The organism is Kitasatospora sp. NPDC036993, assembly GCF_055607525.1.
On the sequence record NZ_JBVJRP010000018.1, the window covers coordinates 31,335 to 50,604 of the forward strand.

Sequence of the window (19,270 nt, forward strand, 5' to 3'; positions counted from 1 at the left end):
TGCTCCTTGCTGATGTCGGGACAGGGTCGCGGCAGACCGGCCGCGGAGTTGGCGGTGCCGGGCACAGCCAGACCGGAGAGTTTCATTTACCAAAAAGGTTCACGAAACTCCTCGATCTTGGCAAGGACGGTACCATGAACCCGATGGGTAAACGCAAGTGATTCTTGGGGTGCGGGTGGAGATCTACTTCCTCGACGGCGAGCTGGCGCGGTCCTGCAACGACGACGCCATACGCATGCACCGCTTCGGCGCTTCCGTCGCACCGGTGCTCCGGCGCCGTCTGGCGGAGATCGCCGCCGCCGCCCACCTGGCTGAGTTCCGCCGCCTTCCGCAGGCCCGGCTGCGCGGATACGCCGACGGCCGCCTGCTGGTCGCTCTGGGCCCCACTGCCGACCTACACCTGCGCCCTCGCGACGATCCGCCGCCCATGGCCGAAGGTCACCTCGTCGAATGGGCCGTCCGTTCCCTGCTCGTCACGGATGTCCAGTTCGCTGCCACCGCCTGAGCCCCCTCCCGTCGTCCGAAGAGAGGCACCTCGATGACCCCCGGTGTCGACCCGCTCGCCTACGCGCCCATCTCGGTCCCCCATCCCGGGGAGACCCTCCAGGAGACCCTGAACGAACTCGGTATCCCCCAGGCCGACCTTGCCCGTCGCACCGGCCTGTCCACCAAGCACATCAACCAGGTCATCAAGGGCACCGCGGCACTCAGCCCCGACACCGCGCTCCTGCTCGAACGCACCACCGGCGTGCCCGCTACCCTGTGGAACTCGATGGAAGCCGCGTACCGCACCCAGCAGGCCCGCGCGGAAGAGAGCAAAACCCTGGCCTCAAAAGTCGACTGGCTCAGCCGCTTCCCTCTCGCTGAACTGGTGAAGCTCCAGATCCTCCCCAATCGCGAGAAGACCCCCGCCAACCTCCTCAAGCTGCTGGACTGGTTCGGCGTCGCCGACCCCGACACCGCCGAGGACGTCTGGCGCAACTACCGCACCGCGTTCCGCCGCTCCACTGTGCAGGAACCCGCCGAAGGCACGGCAACCGAGTACGCGACCGCCGTCTGGCTGCGCCAGGCTGAACTCCAGGCACGGGAACTGGCCAAGAACCTGGACCTGCTGCCCTACAACAAGCACGAGCTCGCCGCGCTCCTCCCCACGCTACGAGCACTGACCCTGACCGGGCAGGACAGCTGGCTCGAAGAACTCCCCCGCCTGTGCGCCAGGGCCGGCGTCGCCGTGGTCTTCGTCCCGGCGCTCCCCAAGACCCGGGTCTCCGGCGCAACCCGCTGGCTCACACCGGAAAAGGTCATGGTGGCACTCAGCGACCGCTTCAAGAGGGACGACCAGTTCTGGTTCAGCTTCTTCCACGAGCTCGGCCACGTCCTCCTGCACGGCAAGCGCCTGACCTTCATGGACGACAGCGAGAACCTCCGCTCCAAGACCCATGCGGATCCCGCCGAGGACGAAGCCAACGACTTCGCCGCCAACACCCTGATCCCCCCACAGCACGCCGCCGCCTACCGACAACTGCGAGCCAGAGCCAAGCCGTTCACCCTCATCGAGGCCTTTGCCCGCCAAGCCGGTGTCTCCCCTGGCATCGTCGTCGGCCGGCTACAGCACGACGGCGCACTCGAGTGGACACACGGCAACAACCTCAAACGCACCGTGACCCTGAGCTGAATACCGCCGCTCCGCCCCGGACAGCCGCAGCTCTCAGCTGCCCGAGTGGTAGAGGGTGGCAGCTCCTGGAATCTTCCACCTGGTGTAGCGCCCATGCCAGGGAAGGCCACCTATCCAGGTCCACAGACATTCGTCCGCCGTCGGACGAGGGGCTACCAGGACGACTCTCCAAGCCGCGCGTCCGGGCCCGCACCGGCCCGAAGCACCCGGCCGACCGACCGATGGCGAGCCGGGCCACACGCATGGATTCTCAACGAACCTGATGCTTCCTCATCCAACATGCGGCACCCAGGCTCAGAGAACTACTGGTGCCTGATCACGATCCTGAAAATCTTCTCAAGAGAGGTAAGGAACCCCAGGTCAGAAGCTACTGCTTCCATCAACTGGGATGAGAACTAACACCAGCAGACCGACGTCCTGGCCCTGCACGCCCGGGGTAGCTCGGCTCGGCCACAACGGGGCACCCCGCACATCTGGGCTGTTCACGAGTGGCTTTGATCCGGAAAGATCCGAGCGCGTTGAAGATCGCTTCCCATCGTCTTGGTGATCGCTTCCCGAGTCGTGGCCCTGTCGGTGATCCTGTACGGATGCTGCTTCCCGAGACCGCCGCACAGACCGAACTGATCGAAGTGGTCCGCATCACCGCACCGACGGACTCGGGCACCCTGGTTGGCGATGTTCTGGAGATCTGGGTGGAGGACCAGGCTCGGGAGGTGCTGAACCTGGTGGCCGAACTGCCGGGCGACGAGTTGCATCGGTGCTTCGTGCCCAGCTACGGCATTCGGGCTCACAGCTCCGCCGATCTCCTCTTCGAGATCGCGTTCTGCTTCCGCTGCCACGGTGCCCTTCTCCTGGGGGCCGGCGTCCCGGCCGGGCTACGGCGTATCCAGGGCTTCGATCCAGACAGTGGGCCCGGGCGCGAACTTCTCGAACGCTTCCGTGCCTGCGCCGACAGGGTCGGCGAGTAGTCGGCGAACCTGGTGGGTGCCAGCACGTCGGGCACACTGTTGACGGTGCTCGGAGCACGGCCGACGCGTTGATCCGACCCTATTCCGCGTAGAGCTCTGCCAGGCGGGGCAGCTGGCGGCTCAGCTCGTCGTCGTCCTCGAAGTCGAAGCCCCATTCCGGGTCCAGCTCTGGATAGCGGTTGGTGAAGGAGTCGTTGGGGAGCTCCTCGCCGGTTGCGATCTGGTAGGCGTTCCAGGCCATGCCCAGGGCTTCCTCGCACTCGATGTCGATCCCGTCTGCGGCAAAAGCACGGACTGCGGGAAGATCGGCGAGCGCATCGGGATCGCCGATGGCTCGCTCGAACGTCTCACGGCCCTGGGTGATCAGCCAGCCGCGGAAGTAGTCGAATCCGTCGTCGGAGCATCCGCCGTTGATCACGTAGGCGGCGCCCCAGAGGGGGGCTCGGTAGGAGTCGGCCATTAGGCCCCAGAGGATCTGCTGGGCGGCGACGATCTCCTGGACCGGGCGAAGCGCGAGCAGTGCGGTCGCCTGCTCGGCCACAGCGTCACCGTTGTCCGGAGCCGGCACCTGCGAGCGGGCTTCCTCGATCAGCTTCCAGAACTGCTGGGTGTCCATGGCAGCTGAGCATGCCACCGTCCCCTGACAGCCCGGTTCGAACCGCGGTCGACGGGCGGACGTGCGCCGGCCGGAGGTGTCGCGTTGCGTGGCTCGGGTTGAGGCCGCGGGGGCTGCACGGAGTTAGGGCAGACATCTGGTCGACAGGATGATCCGCCGTCTCCCTCTCTGTCAGCCTTGGGTGAGACATCCCGCTTTGTCGGGTTAGCCTGAGAGGGCCCGAGTAGGAGTTCCACCCCTGATGACCAGCACCAACCCGTCCGCGGCCGACCGGCTCCCAGGCCGAAGCGCCGCACGTTCAGCCCCGAGTACAAGCTGCGGATCGTGGCCGAGTACGACGCCGCGCCCGAGGGCAAGAAGGGTGCGGTCCTGCACCGAGAGCGCCTGCACCACTCGCATGTCACCGAGTGGCGGGCCGCGCGCGATGCCGGGGCCCTGGAGAACCTGGCCGACCGCCGCACGAGCCCGGTCCGCCCGAAGAAGTCCGCCGCCGAGGCCGAGAACGAGAAGCTGCGCCGGCAGGTGGAGCGGCTGGAGAAGGAACTCGCCCGGAACAAGGCCGCGCTGGAGGTCCTGGGAAAAGCGTCGGCGCTCTTGGAAATGATCTCCGAGGGCGCGGCACGCCGCCGACCCGGTCGTGGACGAGGCGTTCATCGGTCTCGAACACGAGCTGGGTATCGCGGCCGCGTGCCGGCTGACCGGCCGTTCCCGGGCCACCCACTACCGCCGTCTGAAGCCGCCACCGGTGCGCGGGCCACGTGCGCCCCAGGTCAAGCCGTCGGCTCTGACGGCCGAAGAGCGTGAGGCGGTACTGGAGTTGATGAACCAACCCGAATATGCCGAGCTGCCACCCGCACAGATCTGGGCCCGCGAGCTGGACACCGGGCGCTACCACTGCTCGGTCTCCACGACGTACCGGATCCTGCGTGAGCAGGGGGCAGTCGGGCGAGCGTCGCCGCCAGGCCGTCCACCCGGCCAAGACGGTGCCCGAACTGGTCACCGACGGCCCCTCCCAGGTGTTCACGTGGGACATCACCAAGGCGGCCGGCCCGAGGAAGGGCATCTGGTACCACGCCTACGTCATCATCGACATCTTCAGCCGCTACATCGTCGGCCACACCGTCGAGGCGGCCGAATCAGCCGAGCGGGCAGAGGAGTTGATCCGCGAGACCATCGCGCGCAACGGTATCGTCCCCCAGACCGTGCATGCCGACCGGGGCACCTCGATGACCTCGAAGAAGGTCTCCCAGTTGCTGATCGATCTCGGCGTCACCAGGAGTCATTCGCGACCCAAGGTCTCCAACGACAACCCCTACAGCGAGGCCCAGTTCAAGACCACCAAGTACATGTCCGACTATCCCGAGCGGTTCGCTTCACTGGCCCACGCCCGCGAATGGTTCGACGCCTTCATCTCGTACTACAACCACGAGCACCGGCACTCGGGGATCGGACTTCACACGCCCGCCAGCGTCCACTTCGGCACCGCAGAACAGGTCCGCCACCAGCGGGCCCTCACCCTCGCGGAGGCATACGCCCGGCACCCCGAACGCTTCGGTCGCCGCCCCGACCGCCCGAGATCCCGAAGACGGCATGGATCAACGACCCGGCCAAGCGCAGGGGAACCCGCACCACAAACCTCATAGCCTCACGACCGTCTCACTGGACTTGAAATCTTCCGGCCGCGCGCTCACGGACGCCCGCACCTCGCCGACAACCCGGCATCCGAACTGCCGCCGTGGGGATGCCTTTTCATATGCAAAGTGCACCGCCAAGGACTCCCGCGCCGCAGCGAGGAGGACGGCCTCAGGCCCGCCGGGGCCTGGAAAGGCCCGGAGTCTCGAGGAGCAGGTCCACCAGGCGCTTGGACGGTGGATACCCGCCGGAGCGCTCGCGCAGGAAGTCCTGGGCACGATAGGTCCGCGTGCGGACCGTAGTAGCGCCCTTCCATTCCGGTATGGCCGCCAGCTCCTGCGCAAGCTCGGGCAGCCTGTCCTCCCAGCCGGCGTACGCCCGGTCGAGAGCTGCCTGACGGGCCAGCCCTGCAGCCTCGAGAACCTGCCAACTGTTGCGGGCCAGCGCAAGTTCTGGAAACACCTGATAAGCGACGACGCGCTGTCTGGCCTGACTGCCCGCCTCGCGGAAGTCCGGCAGAGCGACCAGGTCGGCCACCATATGGCCAATCCGATCTTGCGAGAGCCTGTCCGGTTCGTCCTGCCCGAAGGAGGCTTCACTGTCCTCGTCCAACTCCCCGGCCAGCTCGTCCAACCGTCGGCGAAGCGGCGGCGACCAGGAGCTCTGCTGCTCCCACACGTGAACAACCGCATCCACGCAGAAGGCCAACTCCAGGGACGCCAAATGCCCTTCGTAAGAACGGATCCGTTCCTGCAGGTCCTGCCGGTCCCTCGACTTCGCAACCACGTCGCCCTGGGCCACCGCCCCCGCTTCGAGGAAGCCACGACCGACGTAGAACATGCGCGCGCCAGCCTTCACAGCCAGCTCGGTGAACGCCGCTGCCGAAAGGTCGCCGGGGCCCAGGAGGACACAGTGGCCACCGCCGTCCGGAACCGACGGCACCACGACCAGTCCCCTGTCGACCGCCTGCGCCACGACGTAGGCGTACACATCCTCCAGAGCGTCATCTGCGGTAGCAAGACGCTGTGTAGTCATCGTGGCTCCAGCCCCGTCTGCCGATCCTGAAGAGGTGATGCTGAACTCACGGATCGCTTCTCCCGTCCCCGCACGTGCAGAGAGGCGCCGTCCGCGCCCACTCGCTGCTGAGCCCTCCGACCTACCCGCACATCTCAAGGTGACACGCTGATGGATCCCGACGTGGTATCGGTGTGCATACTTCCCCTCGCGCACAGGGCTGACACCGACCAAGGATTGCATCCGCCAGAAGACCATCTCCTCCTTGGACAGAGACGGCGATCCGCCCGAGCGAAGGGCGGAGCTCGATCACGAGTCGTCGCAGCGCCTCTCGGCAAGCACCAACGACTCCTCCCAGCGTCAGTCACCAACCCGCTAGGCTTCTGCAAGACGGCATCTCGGGCCGCCCGAATCACATGGCGAGGAGCATGTCCCTGCGCAGGCGGGGCTGACACCGTTCGCAGACCACCGCGGCGGGCGGGCGTAGAACTCGTCCCTGCGCACGCAGGGCTGACACTCTCGAGCGTACGAACGCTGGTCTCGCCGCCGGTCGTCCCCGCGCACGCAGGGCTGGCGTTCCCCTTCCTCCGATCCTCACTCCTACTGCACGACAAAGCGACCCCACCCTGACCACACCGCAAGCCGGGCCAGATCCCCCGCCTTCAGCGGAACCGATTTCCTGCGCATGCAGATGCAATGGCTTCAAAGTGGCTGGTCAGAGGGCTACGGCTATTGCAATTCTCGCCAGAGTGGCTTGGGAATTCTCACAAGTCGTCATGCACCGATCTCATTCAATGACATACAGCTGAAGCAGGATGCCCGCGCCTTCCGGCACCCTCGGCCAACACATCATTGACACATCAGTGAGACAGCCTCAGGACATCCAGCTGAGACTTCGCACACCACACGCCCCACCACCCGCACCCGGCAGACGCCACCTCTTTGGTCATCCGCTACCTGCGGGTATCGGCCCCCGGGCGAGAACACCTCATGCTCACCGAGAAGACCGCCACACCACCGCTGGCCACTCCCAGGCCCCCGCCGAACCCGCCACACAACAGACCCGGAAACCTCCCAACCACACCAGCCAGCACCACCCTGACCAGCGAAAACACCAAAACAGCCATTAGACCGAGACAACACCCACGACACCCGGGACTGGAATCACCCGAACTGCCACAACCCCAGCCCACACACCACGACCAGACCACCCACCACCCCGAAGATCTGTCGCACATAACTCACAGAACCCCAGCCCACAGACCTCTTCATGCCGTAACAAGACCCCCCGAAATCCTCATGAGACCGGGGACTATCACGATCTAGGTGTACGGCACCCGTTTGTACTAGGTGTTGATCTTCCTGGCGAGTGTGGGCCGGGTGGCCTACGCCCGTCCGGCTGACAGGCGTCCGTCGAGGCGATGTCGAAGGCGTTGAGGGCGGCCATCCAGCGGTTGCTCCAGCGCTGTCGGCCGCGGCCGGTGGGGTCGAGGGCGAGGGTGGGTCTGTCCAGCGAACGGTGTAACTCGGTTGGGTTGAGTTAACGACGGCCAGCGGAGAGGCGGCCGTCGAAGGCGATCTCGAAGGCGTTCAATGCGGCCTTCCAGCGGGTCATCCACCGCTTTCGGCCGTCACCGGTCGGGTCGAGGGACATGATCGCCATGTAGACGCACTTCAGGGCCGCCTGCTCGTTCGGGAAGTGCCCGCGCGAGCGGACGGCCTTGCGGATCCTGGCGTTCACGGACTCGATCGCGTTCGTGGTGCAGATGACCCGGCGGACCTCGATGTCGAAGCTCAGGAACGGCACGAACTCGGCCCAGGCGTTCTCCCAGAGCCGCACGATCGCCGGATACTTCCTGCCCCAGGCCTCGCTGAACTCGACGAACCGCTCCAGGGCGGCGTCCTCGGTCGGAGCCGTGTAAACGGGCTTGAGAGCCTTGGAGATCTTGTCCCAGTCCTGGCGGGCCGCGTAGCGGAACGAGGCCCGGATCAGGTGGACGATGCAGGTCTGGGTGACGGCCTGCAGCCAGTACTTGGCGCCCTCGCCGCCGTCGCCGGCCCACAACCCGAGGATCTCCCTCGTGCCTTCGACCGTGACCGCCAGCGCCACGTAGATCGGCCGGTTGGCGACCTGGCCGTCGCGGAGCTTCACATGGACGCAGTCGATGAAGACCACCGGATAGACCGGGTCGAGGGGGCGGTTCTGCCACTCGGACATACCCTCGATCACCTGGTCGGTGATGGTGGAGACGGTCTGCCTGGAGACCTCGGCGCCGTAGACCTCGGCCAGGTGCGCGGAGATCTCCCCGTGCGTCAGGCCACGGGCGGACAGTGAGAGCACCATCTCGTCAACCCCCGACAGGCGCCGCTGACGCTTGCGGACCAGCTGCGGCTCGAACGAGCCCTCCCGGTCCCGGGGAACGTCGATCTCGACCGGGCCGACCTCGGTCAGCACGGTCTTCGACCGCGTGCCGTTGCGCGAGTTCCCGCTGCCGGCCCCAACCGGATCGTGCTTCTCGTAGCCAAGGTGGTCCGTCATCTCGCCCTCGAGCGCGGACTCCAGGATCTTCTTTGTCAGCTGCTGGAGCAAGCCACCAGCACCGGTGAGCTGCAGCCCGCTCGCACGGGCCCGGTCGACCAGCTGCCCGATCAACTGGTCGTCAAGGGCATCCGGCTGCAACTCCAGCGGCCGCACAGCCTCCACGGCCTCGGCGGAGACGATCACGTCTGTCATCAGGTGCTACTTCCTTGATCGGGAGTTACACCGTTCTTTTTACAGACCCGCGAGGGCGGCCAGGTAGAGCCGTTTGAGGGCGGCCTGGTCGTTGGGGAAGTGGCCGCAGGCGCCGGCGGCCCTGCGGTAGCGGGAGTTGAGGCTCTCAATGGCGTTGGTGGTGCAGATGATCTTGCGGATCTCGGCGTCGAAGGCGAGGAAGGGGACCATCTCGGACCAGGCCTTCTCCCACAGTCGCACCACGGCCGGGTAGGTCGCCTCCCAGGCGGCGGCGAACTCGGCGAACCGGTCCAGGGCCGCCTGCTCGTTCGGCGCGGTGTAGACGGGCTTGAGATCCCGGGCGACCGCCGCCCAGTCCCGCTTGGAGGTGTAGCGGAAGGAGTTCCGCAGCAGGTGGACGATGCACGTTTGCACCACGGTCTGGGGCCAGACCTGGGCGACCGCGTCGGGCAGCCCGGCCAGGCCGTCGCAGATGAGGATCAGGCAGTCCTTCACGCCGCGGTTCTTGATCTCGGTCAGGACCGACTGCCAGTACTTGGCGCCCTCGCCGCCGCTGGAGGTCCACAGGCCCAGGATGTCGCGGTAGCCGTCGGCGGTGACGCCCAGGACCACGTAGACGGGCCGGTTGGCGACCTGTCCGTCGCGGACCTTGATGTTCACGGCGTCCACGAACAGCACCGGGTAGACCGGGTCGAGGGGGCGCGTGCGCCACTCGGACATGCCCTCCAGGACCCGATCGGTGATGGTGGAGACGGTCTCCTTGCTGGTCGTCATGCCGTAGACCTCGGCCAGGTGCGCGACGATCTCCCCGCTGGTCAGGCCCTTCGCGGTCAACGAGACCACGAGGTTGTCCAGGCCCTCGGTGCGGCGCGCGTGCCGGGGCACGACCTTCGGTTCGAACGTGCCGGCCCGGTCCCTGGGCACTTCGAGCGTGACCGGCCCGGCCTCGGTCATCACGGTTTTCATCCGGTAGCCGTTGCGCGCGCTGCCGCCCTTGCGGGCGGAGCGGCCCGGTTCCGCGGTCGAGGCCAGGTGCTCGTCCATCTCGGCTTCCAGGGCTTCCTGGAGCAGGTGCCGGGTCAGCTGCTGCAGCAGCCCGCCCTCACCGAGCAGCTGCATCCCGCCGGCCCTGGCCTGCTCGGCCGCCAGCTCGGCGACCGACGCCACCACATCCGACCCGCCGGTGTTCTTCCTCGGACCCATGTCCAAGGCATCGGCGTCTACGGACTCCGACGAAACCGTTCCGTCAGGAACCGACCCGATCTGGTGATCCGTCAGCGAGCTCATCAGTGTCTCCCTTGATCAGGGTGTCCACCTGATTCATGACACTCCCTGAGGCCGGGGGTGATGGCGAAGGCGTCGAGAGCGAGGGCCTTCTGCGCCTGCTTGACCAGGGCCGGGATCTTGGCGTTCTCGTCGACGGTCAGGCCGCGTTCCAGCAGGACGGTCTTGGCGGTCGCTTCGATGAGCTGCTTGGCGCTCCCGATGGCGCCTGCCGGGTCGGTGGCCAGGTCACGGGAGATGCGCTGGAGCTCGGCGAGGATGCCTGAGGGGTCTCGCAGGCCGATGAGGTCCTGGGTCTGGGAGCGCAGCGGGGGCCGGATCCAGGTGATGCGGCCGCGTTCGCTGACGGTCAGGCCGTCGCGTTCCAGCGGGACGGCCTGACCGTCAGCGAACGCGGATGCCGTGAAGGACCAGGTCCTCGAAGGCGACCAGGGCTCGGTCGACTTGTGCGGGGTCGGTCCAGTCCACACGCCATCCCACACCGCAACTACACCCCCCTGAAACCTCATCAGGGCGATCGGAACAGCTCGTCCAGGTGATGGGTGAGGATCGCCAACGCGGCGTCGCCGGTGCGTTGGCCACCCAGCACGCTCGATCCGAGGCCGTTGACCATGGCCAGCAGTCCGGCGGCGGTCATCTCGGGGTTCCTGCCGGAGTCGATCTCCCCGGCCTGCTGGGCCGCGCGGATCTGCTTGGCGAGGAAGCCCTCCAGCAATTCGGGCTGGGCCGCGCCGTGCTTCTCCAGCACCTCGGGGTTGCCGAGCACCAGCGCGTAGTAGGCGGCGTAGGTCCTGGTGATCCGGCGGCTTTCCGGATCGGTCGGCAGGATGCACGACAGGACCGCGGTCACGGTACCGCGCGGCGCGGGCGGGGACCCCGCCGCGTTGATCCACTGCTCCATGCGGGCCTGGAGTTGGGCACGGAGTCTGGCCAGCGCGTCAAGCAGCAGCCCTTCCTTGGTCGTGAAGTAGTACTGCACCAGCCGCAGGGAGACGCCGGCTTCGGCCGCGACCGCCCTCATGCTGGCCGCCTGCAGGCCCTGGGTGTCGGCGGTGCGCAAGAGCGCCTCGGCGATCTGTCGTCGACGCTCCTCGTGATCGACCTGCGCGCTCATCGGCCTGCCTCCCATCGCCAGTGGTACACCCGTATCATGCTGTGATACGGGTGTACCATGCGAATCAGCCAGTTCAAGAACAAGCGGGCCGAAGACCGATTCCGCATCGTCTACGAGCGGACACTTGCCGAACTGTGGCCCGGACAGCGGACGGCACTCGACCTTCCGACCGCGTTCGGGACCACCCGCGCCTACCGGACGGGACCACCAAGCGGCGAGCCGATCATCCTGCTGCCCGGCTCTGGCGGGAACGCGCTGATGTGGCACCGGTACATCGACACACTGGCCCGGCACCGTCCGGTCATCGCCGTCGACACGATCGGCGAGCCCGGCGCGAGCGTGCAGGCCGCCCCCATCCGCGACGGCCGGGACGGCGCTGCCTGGCTGGACGAACTCCTGGCCGCACTGGAAGTGCCGACCGCCCACGTCGTCGGCTGCTCCTACGGCGGCTGGCTCGCGCTGAACCACCAGATCCACCACCCCGGCCGCACCGCCTCCCTGACCCTGCTGGATCCCGCGGGCTTCGCCGGCTTCGGACCCCGGTTCTACGCCTGGCTCATCGCCGGCGGACTTGCCGCAGCCGCACCACGTCCACTCCGCCCCCGTCTGGCCCGCCTGGTCGGCAACAGCACCATCCTGGAGAGCGAATTGATGAGTCTGATGCGCGCATCGATCGGATTCCGCCGCGCACTCCCCGTGCCCCCGGTCTTCTCCGACGAGGAACTGCGCGGCCTGCACGTTCCCGCCCTGTTCCTGCTCGGGGCGCGCAGCGCCATGCACGACTCGCGCCAGGTCGCCGACCGCGTGGGCAGTCTCGTGCCCTCGGCCCGGGTGGAGGTCGTACCCGACGCCGGCCACGCGCTGCCCACCGACCAGCCGGACCTGGTGACCGACCGCATCCTCCACACCGTTGGCCGCTAAGAGGAGCTGACACAAGGCTCGGACGCGTCGGTAGGTGATTACGCAGCAGGCCAGTTTGAGGAAAGCCTCGTGGATGTCGTCGCGGATGTCCCAGCGGATCCGCAGGCGCCGAAAGCCGTGGATCCAGGCGTTCGTTCGCTCTACGACCCACCGCACGGCTCCGAGCCCGGAGCAGTGCGGCACTCCCCGGCGGGCGATGACTGGCTTGACGCCCAGCTTCCACAGCAGCTGGCGGTACTTGTCGTAGTCGTAGCCGAGGTCGGCGAACAGCCGGCGGGGTCGGTGGCGTGGCAGGCCGGTCTTCCCGCGGATGTGGGGAATCGAGTCCAGGAGCGGCAGGAGCTGGGTGACGTCGTGGCAGTTGCCGCCGGTCAGGGTGATGACCAGCGGCGTACCCTGGCCGTCGGTGATCACGTGGTGCTTCGAGCCCGGTCGGGCGCGGTCGACCGGGCTCGGTCCCGTTTGGGCCACCGCCGCCGGGCCAAGCTGACCGAGGCGCAGCTCGACCGGCTCACCGCGCACGGCCTCGACTGGCGCTGACCCGGCCGGCGTCCATGCCCGCTGGAGGCGCTCCAGGCCGCCTGTGACCGCGCTGCCCGTCGTGTCCGCCACAGCATCGCAGGCCACCGCCGGGGGCCCGCACGGCGGGTGTCGCCGTGAGCCGATCGGACGAAATCCGTGGACACCCGCCGCCGGGGTCCCGGCCGGAGACCCGGCGGGCTGAACACTGACTGCCGCCCGGAACCGGCGGGCGCGAGGGAACGAGGAGACCTGGTGACCCACGGAATGAGCGTGCTCCTCCGGGCGATTCCGCTGCTCATGGGCGCGGTGTCGGCCGCGCTCGGCGGCTACGTCCTCGCGCACTCCACCGGGCCGGGCGCCCGGGTCGCGGGCCTGACACTGGTCTTCCTGGCCGCTGTCTGTCTCTGCCTGTTCGCCGTCGCGGCGACCGTCGTGCGGCAACTGATCGGCCGTTTCGGCGCGTTGGACCGGATCGGCTACCCGGCGTTCGGCTTCGCGGTGGCCGGGGCCGCCGTCGGCTACGGGCTGGGCCTGCTGGCGGAGAGCCACCGGCCGGTGGCCGACTTCGTGGCCGGCAGCGTGGTCCTCGGCATCGGCCTGGTCTGCGTGTGCGTCTCGTCGGTGGCCGCGGTCGCCACCCGCTTCACGCTGCTCGGGCAGAACGCCGTCCTGCCGGAGGGTTCCCCGCCGCGCTCGCCCGCGCCGTTCGGCCGGTCCGCGGCCCGGGCGCTGGTGGCGGTCCCAGTCCTTGCGGCCGCCGCCGCCTGGGCGTGGGCGATCGTCATGCTGGCCAACGGGGGCGGCGGGGACTCGGACGGGCGCTTCACGGCCGGGCACGTGGTGGTCGACCAGGCGATCGTCTGCACCGCCCTGATCGGGCTGGTGATCACCTTGCTGCGGCAGATCCGGAACACGTACACCCGGCGGGAGCGGGTCTGGTGGCTCGTCCCGGCCGCCGTGCTCGGCGCCATGGACATCACCGGGGGCCTGGTCGTCGTCGCCCTGGACCCCCGGCCCGGTCAACTGGCCACCGGGTACGTGCAGATCGGGCTGGGTCTGCTGTGCTGGACAGTGCTGAGCGCGGTGCTGCCGCTCGCTCTCGGCTGGCGCCGTGCCGCGCCGCCGGCCGGCCGCGCCCCGCTGGTCCCGGTCGGCACCACACTGCTGTGCCTGTTCATGTCGGCGTTCCTGTTCGAGTCGGCCGACCCGGACGTGATGGTCGCGGCCCGGGTCCTGGTCGGCCTCGGCGCCGCCTGCTTCTCGCTCTTCGCCGTGGTCTCCGTCCTGGAGGCCGGCGTCGCCGACCGGAGCCCCGAAAAGCCGGCCGAGAACAGCGAAGGCAGGGAGCCGAAGCTCTCCTGACATTGTCCGACTCCTACCGGACAGGGGGCCTTGCGGCAAGGCCCCCTCCCTGGCGCTCAGTCGCTGACCGAATCGGGAAACCAGCGCAAACCGCATATACCGGGTGTACCGCGTGCAATTGCCCGGCAGGGGATCGGAGAAGCAGGACACATGACCCAGCAGACGACCAGTGCCTTCGAGGTGCCCGAGCGGCTCGCCGCCAAGGCGGACCCGGCTCTGATCGCCGACGACGAACGGCACTTCGCCGGCACCCGGCCGCGGGCCAGGCCGGCGCCGTGGTGAAGGGTGCGGATGCCGTCATGCCGGGTCCAGCGCGGCCACATCGAACCGCGCACCGGAGGGGAGTCGGGGATCGGTCGGCCGAGGTCACGGTCGGCGGGCTCGGGCCGGCTGCCGTACAGGGCCGGCTCCAGCCGTTCGGGCGCGGCGGTGCGAGCCGGGTCGGGGCGGGTGGTGCCGGTCATCGCGCGGTGCCTCCGGAAGTCGGGAACGAGGTGCGACGGCCGTCCCGGCCTGGTGGGCCGGGACGGCGGGAACTTGCGGGGCGGGTCAGCCGGTGACTGTCTCGGGGTGTCGGGTGAGTGCGTCCAGGAGCGCGGTCTGCTGCTCGGTCGGCTTGCCGTCGGTGCGGGCCTTGTCCTGCTTGCGCAGCCAGGTGCCGGGGCGGAAGGACGGGTCGTCGCCGAGGCCGGTGCGGTTCGCCGGGCCGTCGAGGGTTCCGCCGGCGGCAAGGTAGGCGAGCAGGCGGCGGTAGGAGCGGTTCCAGTCCGGCTCCAGACGCCACAGTTCGTCCAGCGCGTCCAGTTTCGTGACCTGGTCCGCGGTGAGGCCTGCGGCCTTGCGTTGGCGGCGCATCCAGGCGCCGACCGCGTAGTCGTCCAGCTTGGCGGTCGCCGGGATCGCGAGGTGGCCGTGCCGGAGGTGGAACACGGCGACGGCGTGCATCCGCTGCCACTCGACCGCGCGCGGGTTGAAGGCACGGAGTTTGACGGTCTGGAGGGTCTTCGCGGCGTGCTGGCGGGCGTTGATCCGCAGCCACTCGATCGGTGACTCGACCGGGGCAGGCTGCTGCTCCCCCTCGCCGCGGGCTCGGCGGCCTCGCCCTCAGCCGGCTCGGCCGCGGTGGCGTGCGCGGCGCCCTGCGAGCGGCCGGCGCGCAGCTCGGTGATCCGGCCGACCACCCGGGCGTCGTGCGCGGCCAGGGCGAACAGGACCCGCCAGATCGTGCGAAAGCTGGAGGCTTCGATCTCGGCCTCGGCCTCGGCCTTCACGGCCTCCCCGGTGTCGTGGACCTCGGCCGGGTCAGCGGTCGCGCCGTCGTCGCCGACCTCCGGCGTCGGCAGATAGACCGGGATGATCACCCAGGTGCCGCTCCTGCTCGACCATACGGGCCACCGCGGCGTTCCCCGCCGTCCGCTGGAGGTCCAGCATGCGCTGAACCAGCGGGTTCGGCCCGCTCACGCGGTGCGAGGCGGTGTCTCGTTCGTCCGACGACCGGTTCCGCTTTTCTCGCGCGTGCATGACGTTCCCTTCGACACCTTGTGCGACTGGCCGTTCACCGATACCGGAGAGCGGGCTCTATCCACAGATCCCGCAGGGCAGTTCTCGGGGCAGAGGTGAAGGGGCGTGCGAAACCGCCGGAGATGGCGGGGCTGCGCCTCGCCGGGAGGCCTACGCCCCGGATCACTGCGATGGCACTTCCCATACGCTCGGACTCGACTGCCGCTGACCCAGCCCAGACCCGACGCCCGCCGAGAAACGCCCCCAGGCAGCCCCAGGCCGGCCCTGTCCGCCTGCGCCCCCAAGCCCTGGGCGGGTCCCGCGTCGGGGCGGCCTGGGGGGTCTTCCAGGGCTGGGGCGGGGCGCAGGGGCCGGGGTGGTGGGGTGGTGGGGTGGAGGCCGCCCGGCAGGGGGCTGGGCGAGGAACGGCCGGCCGGGCCGGGGCGGGCCCGGTCAGCCTGCCCGGCCGGCGGCCGACTGGGCCCGGAGGGCGTCGACGGCGAGGCGGGCGGTGGTGCCGATGGCGGCGTCGGCGGCGGGCAGGGTGATGGTGGTGGCGGCGGCGCGGGTGAAGACGGCGAGGGCGTAGCGGCCGCCGTCGGGGTATTCGACGACGCCGACCTCGTGGCGCAGCGTGGGGAGGGTGCCGGTCTTGCCGTGGACGCGGACGTCGTCGTAGGGGAAGCCGGAGGCCAGGCGGTGGGGCCAGACCTGGAGGCCGAGGAGGCGTCGCAGGGCGGCGCCGTGGTCGCCAGGGCAGGCGTCGCCGTGCCAGAGGGCGGCGAGCAGGGTGGTCATGTCGCGGGGGGTGCTGTGGTTGGTGAAGGCGGGGTCGAGGACTCTGAGGCGGGCGACGACGGCGGGGTCGACCGGGGAGTCGGGGCCGGTGTCCTCGGCGAGGGCGGCGATGAGGTCGCGGAGTTTGTGGACGGCGACGGTGCGGGTGAGGCCGAGGTCGGTCATGGTGCGGTTGACGGTGTCGAGGCCGATCCGGTCCCACAGGATGTCGGCGGCGGTGTTGTCGCTGACGGCGGCGGTGAGGTAGGCGAGGTCGCGCAGGGAGAGGCGGGCGTCGTCGAGCATGGCGCCGAGGCCGGTGGCCCCGGGGGTGCGGTCGGCGGCGGGGACGTCGACATGCCGGGTGAGGTCGATGCGGCCGGCGGCGGCCTCCCGGTACAGCGTCACGAGCAGGCAGAGCTTGTGGACGCTGGCGGTGGAGACGGCGGTGTCGGCGCCGAGGCCGATCTCGGCGCCGGTGTCGAGGTCGCGTGCGTGGAGCCGGCCGGTGACGCCGGCGTCGGCGAAGGCCGCGGCGATGCGGGTGCGCGCGGCGCGGCCGTGCGGGGTCCGGTCGGCGGCCGGACGGTCAGTGGCCGGACGGTCAGTGGCCGGACGGTCGGCTGTGGTGCGGTCGCTGGTCACAGCGGGAACTCCATTGCGGGCCGGGGGTAGAGCGGGGGGCGGTTGGGCGGCTGGGGCAGCAGGCCGCCGGGGCCGGTCAGCGCCTCGTGGGCGGCCTGGGCGAACAGCCGGACGGCGGGCCCGCCCCGCCCGGTCGACCAGGCCGTGGAGGTCCGCCAGGCCAGCGGGGTGCCGGTAAGCGGACGCCAGACTGTACCCGGTGGGGGTGTGGTGCGCGGCACCAGGGCGATGGCGCTGCCGGTGAGCACGAGCGCGCCCGCGACGTCCGGTCCCGGGGGTTCGACGACGGCCTCGGGGGTGCAGCCGTGCCTGGTCAGCGTGGTGAGGACCTCGTCGTACAGGGCCGGGGCGGTGGCGCGTGGGAAGAGGACCAGGCGCAGGCCGGTCAGGTCGGCCACCGCGAGCTCCGGGCGGTCGGCGTGCGGGCCGCCGGCGGCGAGCAGGGCGCCGAGCGGCTGGTGCAGGACGGGGCCGAAGGCCAGTCCGTCGGCCGGGCAGGGGTGGCGGACGACGGCGACGTCGACGGTGTGCTGGGCGAGTTCGCGCACCACGGCCGCGACGGGCAGTTCCCGCAGTTCGAGCCGGGTGCCCGGGGAGGCGGTCTCGAAGCCGGTGAGCAGCGCGGCGAGGGTGGCAGGCCCGAGTTCGGGCGGGACGGCCGCGCGCAGGGTGCCGGCCCGTCCGCTGCGCAGGTCGGCGGCGGTGGCGAGGAGGCGGGCGGCGCTGTCCAGGGTCTCCTCGGCCTCGACGAGCAGCAGCCGGCCCGCCGGGGTGAGGTCGACGCCGCGCGGGCCGCGGTCGAACAGGGTCACGCCGAGTTCGCGTTCGAGGCGCTGGACCCGCTGGGAGAGCGAGGGCTGGGCGATGCGCAGGCGCTCGGCGGCGCGGCCGAAGTGCCGTTCCTCGGCGACGGCGCGGAAGTGGCGGAGGTGCCCCAGCAGGTCCATGGGCAGCAATCATAGGTGTTTTCTTATCGTTCATTTCACGATTGCGGTCTTGGACTGGGGAGCCCGTGGCCTGTTTGGCTGAGCCTGATCGCGCGGATCGCGGCGGTGTGGACCACCGCTGCGGGGCGCGCCCGTGACCGCGATTGCACGAACCTCCTGGGGAGACCACCGATGACGCCCGACCTCCGCCGTACCGGCGCCCGTACCCGCACCGCGCTGCCCGCGGTGGCCCTGCTCGTGGCCGCGCTGGTCGGCGGGTGCGGCCAGGCGGGCGGCGCCTCGACGGCGGCGGCCCCCGGCACGGCGGCCCCCGGCGCGACTGCGGTGACGGCGGGCGCGGGGGCGGCCTCGGCCGATGCGGCGGACGCGGCCTTCGCGGAACTCGAGCATCGGTTCGGCGCCCGGCTCGGCGTGTACTCGGTGGACACCGGCAGCGGCCGGGAGGTCGTCCACCGGACCGACGAGCGGTTCGCGTTCGCGTCCACGATCAAGTCGCTCGCCGCCGGGGCCCTGTTGCGCAAGGCGTCCGACGCGGACCTGGACAAGGTCGTCCCCTACCGCCAGGAGGACGTGCTGGCGTGGGCACCGATCACCTCGCAGCACGTGGCGACGGGCATGAAGCTGCGTGACCTGGCCGCCGCCTCCATCCGGTACAGCGACAACACCGCGGCCAACCTCGTCTTCGCCGAACTCGGCGGCCCGGCGGCCGTTCAGCAGTCCCTGCGCGACCTGGGCGACTCGACCACCAGCGTCGACCGCACCGAACCCACCCTCAACGAGGCGACCCCGGGCGACGCCCGCGACACCAGCACGCCGCGCGTCCTCGCCGCCGACCTGAGCCGCTACGTGCTCGGCGACGTCCTCCCGGAAGGCCGGCGCGGGCTGCTGACGGACTGGCTGGTCGGCAACACGACCGGCGGCCCGTACATCCGCGCGGGGGTGCCCGCCGACTGGAGGATCGGTGACAAGACCGGCAACGCGGGCTACGGCACCCGCAACGACGTCGCCGTGGCGTGGCCGTCGGGCGGGCGCAGCCCGATCGTGATCGTCGTCCTGACCGACCGCGGCAAGGCGGACGCCACCTCCGACGACGCCCTGATCGCCCGGGCGACGAAGACCGTCGTCAGCGCCCTCGGCTGACGTCCGTAGGAGCGTCCCCTCCCGAAGGAGCTCCCCTTCCCGACCGACCGGGAGCCCCGGCCGCGATGATGGCCCCGGCGGTGCCGGCCCCGAGCGGCGATCCACCGCGTCAGGGGGTGTCGCCGGCCCAGTCCCAACGGGAACGGGTCGGCGGGGCGCGGTGCGTGGTGGGCGCGGCGGCCGCCGTACCGGGCCGCGAACCCGTGTGGCGCGTGTCGGCGCGGCACAGCCTCGCGCCGCCGGGAAGACTGGCCTGCACCGGTGCCCTGGTGGCCGAGCCGGCCTCCGGGTAGTCCCTTTTCTGGCCACGTGCCCCCGAGCACCGGTCCGGCGCGTTCGGCGGTCCCACGATCTCCCCATGTCAGAACGGCCGACAGGTGGCCTTCGGTCGACGTTCCGGCCCCCCGGCCCCGGAACCT

General features: G+C 70.0%; 16 protein-coding genes and 3 pseudogenes. 9 read left to right on the plus strand and 10 right to left on the minus strand.

The window, feature by feature from the left end; all coding sequences use genetic code 11:
* Positions 1–175: 175 nt before the first annotated feature.
* The 3 genes from ACZ7C5_RS30660 to ACZ7C5_RS30670 all read left to right on the plus strand — a co-directional run bounded on the left by ACZ7C5_RS30660 (position 176) and on the right by ACZ7C5_RS30670 (position 2,643).
* Positions 176–505 carry a hypothetical protein gene (locus ACZ7C5_RS30660; protein WP_470323904.1) on the plus strand — a complete coding sequence of 110 codons (330 nt, stop codon included), beginning with the start codon at positions 176–178 and terminating at the stop codon, positions 503–505.
* Positions 506–538: 33 nt separating this feature from the next.
* Complete coding sequence (locus ACZ7C5_RS30665) at positions 539–1,675, plus strand: HigA family addiction module antitoxin (protein ID WP_470323905.1); 1,137 nt, start codon at positions 539–541, stop codon at positions 1,673–1,675.
* 587 nt (positions 1,676–2,262) lie between these two features.
* Positions 2,263–2,643, plus strand: coding sequence for a hypothetical protein (locus ACZ7C5_RS30670; protein WP_470323906.1), 381 nt, complete (start codon positions 2,263–2,265; stop codon positions 2,641–2,643).
* 79 nt (positions 2,644–2,722) lie between these two features.
* On the opposite strand, the gene ACZ7C5_RS30675 is transcribed toward ACZ7C5_RS30670, so the two are convergent.
* A complete protein-coding gene (locus tag ACZ7C5_RS30675) occupies positions 2,723–3,259 on the minus strand; it encodes a DUF4240 domain-containing protein (protein WP_470323907.1) in 537 nt (178 codons plus the stop codon).
* A 297-nt stretch (positions 3,260–3,556) separates the two neighbouring features.
* Between ACZ7C5_RS30675 and ACZ7C5_RS30680 the strand changes: the two are divergent.
* Positions 3,557–4,063, plus strand: a pseudogene (locus tag ACZ7C5_RS30680) (transposase); the annotation flags it as partial.
* Positions 4,064–4,185: 122 nt separating this feature from the next.
* Positions 4,186–4,902: a transposase gene (locus ACZ7C5_RS30685; protein ID WP_470323908.1), complete on the plus strand. Its 717-nt coding sequence runs from the start codon at positions 4,186–4,188 to the stop codon at positions 4,900–4,902.
* 160 nt (positions 4,903–5,062) lie between these two features.
* On the opposite strand, the gene ACZ7C5_RS30690 is transcribed toward ACZ7C5_RS30685, so the two are convergent.
* From ACZ7C5_RS30690 to ACZ7C5_RS30710, 5 genes and pseudogenes are all read right to left on the minus strand, one after another.
* A complete protein-coding gene (locus ACZ7C5_RS30690; RefSeq protein WP_470323909.1) occupies positions 5,063–5,926 on the minus strand; it encodes a hypothetical protein in 864 nt (287 codons plus the stop codon).
* A gap of 1,519 nt (positions 5,927–7,445) precedes the next feature.
* Positions 7,446–8,639 carry an IS256 family transposase gene (locus ACZ7C5_RS30695; RefSeq protein WP_470323910.1) on the minus strand — a complete coding sequence of 398 codons (1,194 nt, stop codon included), beginning with the start codon at positions 8,637–8,639 and terminating at the stop codon, positions 7,446–7,448.
* A 60-nt stretch (positions 8,640–8,699) separates the two neighbouring features.
* Positions 8,700–9,842 (minus strand): annotated as a pseudogene (locus ACZ7C5_RS30700) (IS256 family transposase); the annotation flags it as partial.
* A gap of 83 nt (positions 9,843–9,925) precedes the next feature.
* Positions 9,926–10,393, minus strand: a complete 468-nt coding sequence (locus tag ACZ7C5_RS30705) for a hypothetical protein (protein WP_401092224.1) — start codon at positions 10,391–10,393, stop codon at positions 9,926–9,928.
* A gap of 38 nt (positions 10,394–10,431) precedes the next feature.
* The gene (locus tag ACZ7C5_RS30710) at positions 10,432–11,037 is read right to left on the minus strand and encodes a TetR/AcrR family transcriptional regulator (RefSeq protein ID WP_401092225.1); all 606 of its coding nucleotides are present in this window, start codon (positions 11,035–11,037) and stop codon (positions 10,432–10,434) included.
* Positions 11,038–11,094: 57 nt separating this feature from the next.
* On the opposite strand from ACZ7C5_RS30710, the gene ACZ7C5_RS30715 reads away from it, so the two are divergent.
* On the plus strand, positions 11,095–11,958 hold the full coding sequence (locus tag ACZ7C5_RS30715) for an alpha/beta fold hydrolase (protein ID WP_470323967.1): 864 nt from the start codon (positions 11,095–11,097) through the stop codon (positions 11,956–11,958).
* 15 nt (positions 11,959–11,973) lie between these two features.
* On the opposite strand, the pseudogene ACZ7C5_RS30720 reads toward ACZ7C5_RS30715, so the two are convergent.
* A pseudogene (locus ACZ7C5_RS30720) lies at positions 11,974–12,423 on the minus strand (IS5 family transposase); the annotation flags it as partial.
* A 309-nt stretch (positions 12,424–12,732) separates the two neighbouring features.
* Between ACZ7C5_RS30720 and ACZ7C5_RS30725 the strand changes: the two are divergent.
* Positions 12,733–13,842: a DUF2776 family protein gene (locus ACZ7C5_RS30725; protein WP_470323911.1), complete on the plus strand. Its 1,110-nt coding sequence runs from the start codon at positions 12,733–12,735 to the stop codon at positions 13,840–13,842.
* 150 nt (positions 13,843–13,992) lie between these two features.
* Positions 13,993–14,124, plus strand: coding sequence for a hypothetical protein (locus tag ACZ7C5_RS30730; RefSeq protein ID WP_401092275.1), 132 nt, complete (start codon positions 13,993–13,995; stop codon positions 14,122–14,124).
* Between the two features lie 267 nt (positions 14,125–14,391).
* Here the strand turns inward: ACZ7C5_RS30730 and ACZ7C5_RS30735 are convergent, their stop codons facing one another.
* The 3 genes from ACZ7C5_RS30735 to ACZ7C5_RS30745 all read right to left on the minus strand — a co-directional run bounded on the left by ACZ7C5_RS30735 (position 14,392) and on the right by ACZ7C5_RS30745 (position 17,711).
* Positions 14,392–14,787 (minus strand): helicase associated domain-containing protein, encoded by a 396-nt coding sequence (locus tag ACZ7C5_RS30735; RefSeq protein WP_470323912.1) that lies wholly within the window; start codon positions 14,785–14,787, stop codon positions 14,392–14,394.
* A gap of 1,008 nt (positions 14,788–15,795) precedes the next feature.
* Positions 15,796–16,659: a serine hydrolase gene (locus tag ACZ7C5_RS30740; RefSeq protein WP_470323968.1), complete on the minus strand. Its 864-nt coding sequence runs from the start codon at positions 16,657–16,659 to the stop codon at positions 15,796–15,798.
* Positions 16,660–16,760: 101 nt separating this feature from the next.
* Positions 16,761–17,711: a LysR family transcriptional regulator gene (locus ACZ7C5_RS30745; protein ID WP_470323913.1), complete on the minus strand. Its 951-nt coding sequence runs from the start codon at positions 17,709–17,711 to the stop codon at positions 16,761–16,763.
* Between the two features lie 171 nt (positions 17,712–17,882).
* On the opposite strand from ACZ7C5_RS30745, the gene bla reads away from it, so the two are divergent.
* A complete protein-coding gene (gene bla, locus ACZ7C5_RS30750) occupies positions 17,883–18,851 on the plus strand; it encodes a class A beta-lactamase (RefSeq protein ID WP_470323914.1) in 969 nt (322 codons plus the stop codon).
* Positions 18,852–19,270: the final 419 nt, after the last annotated feature.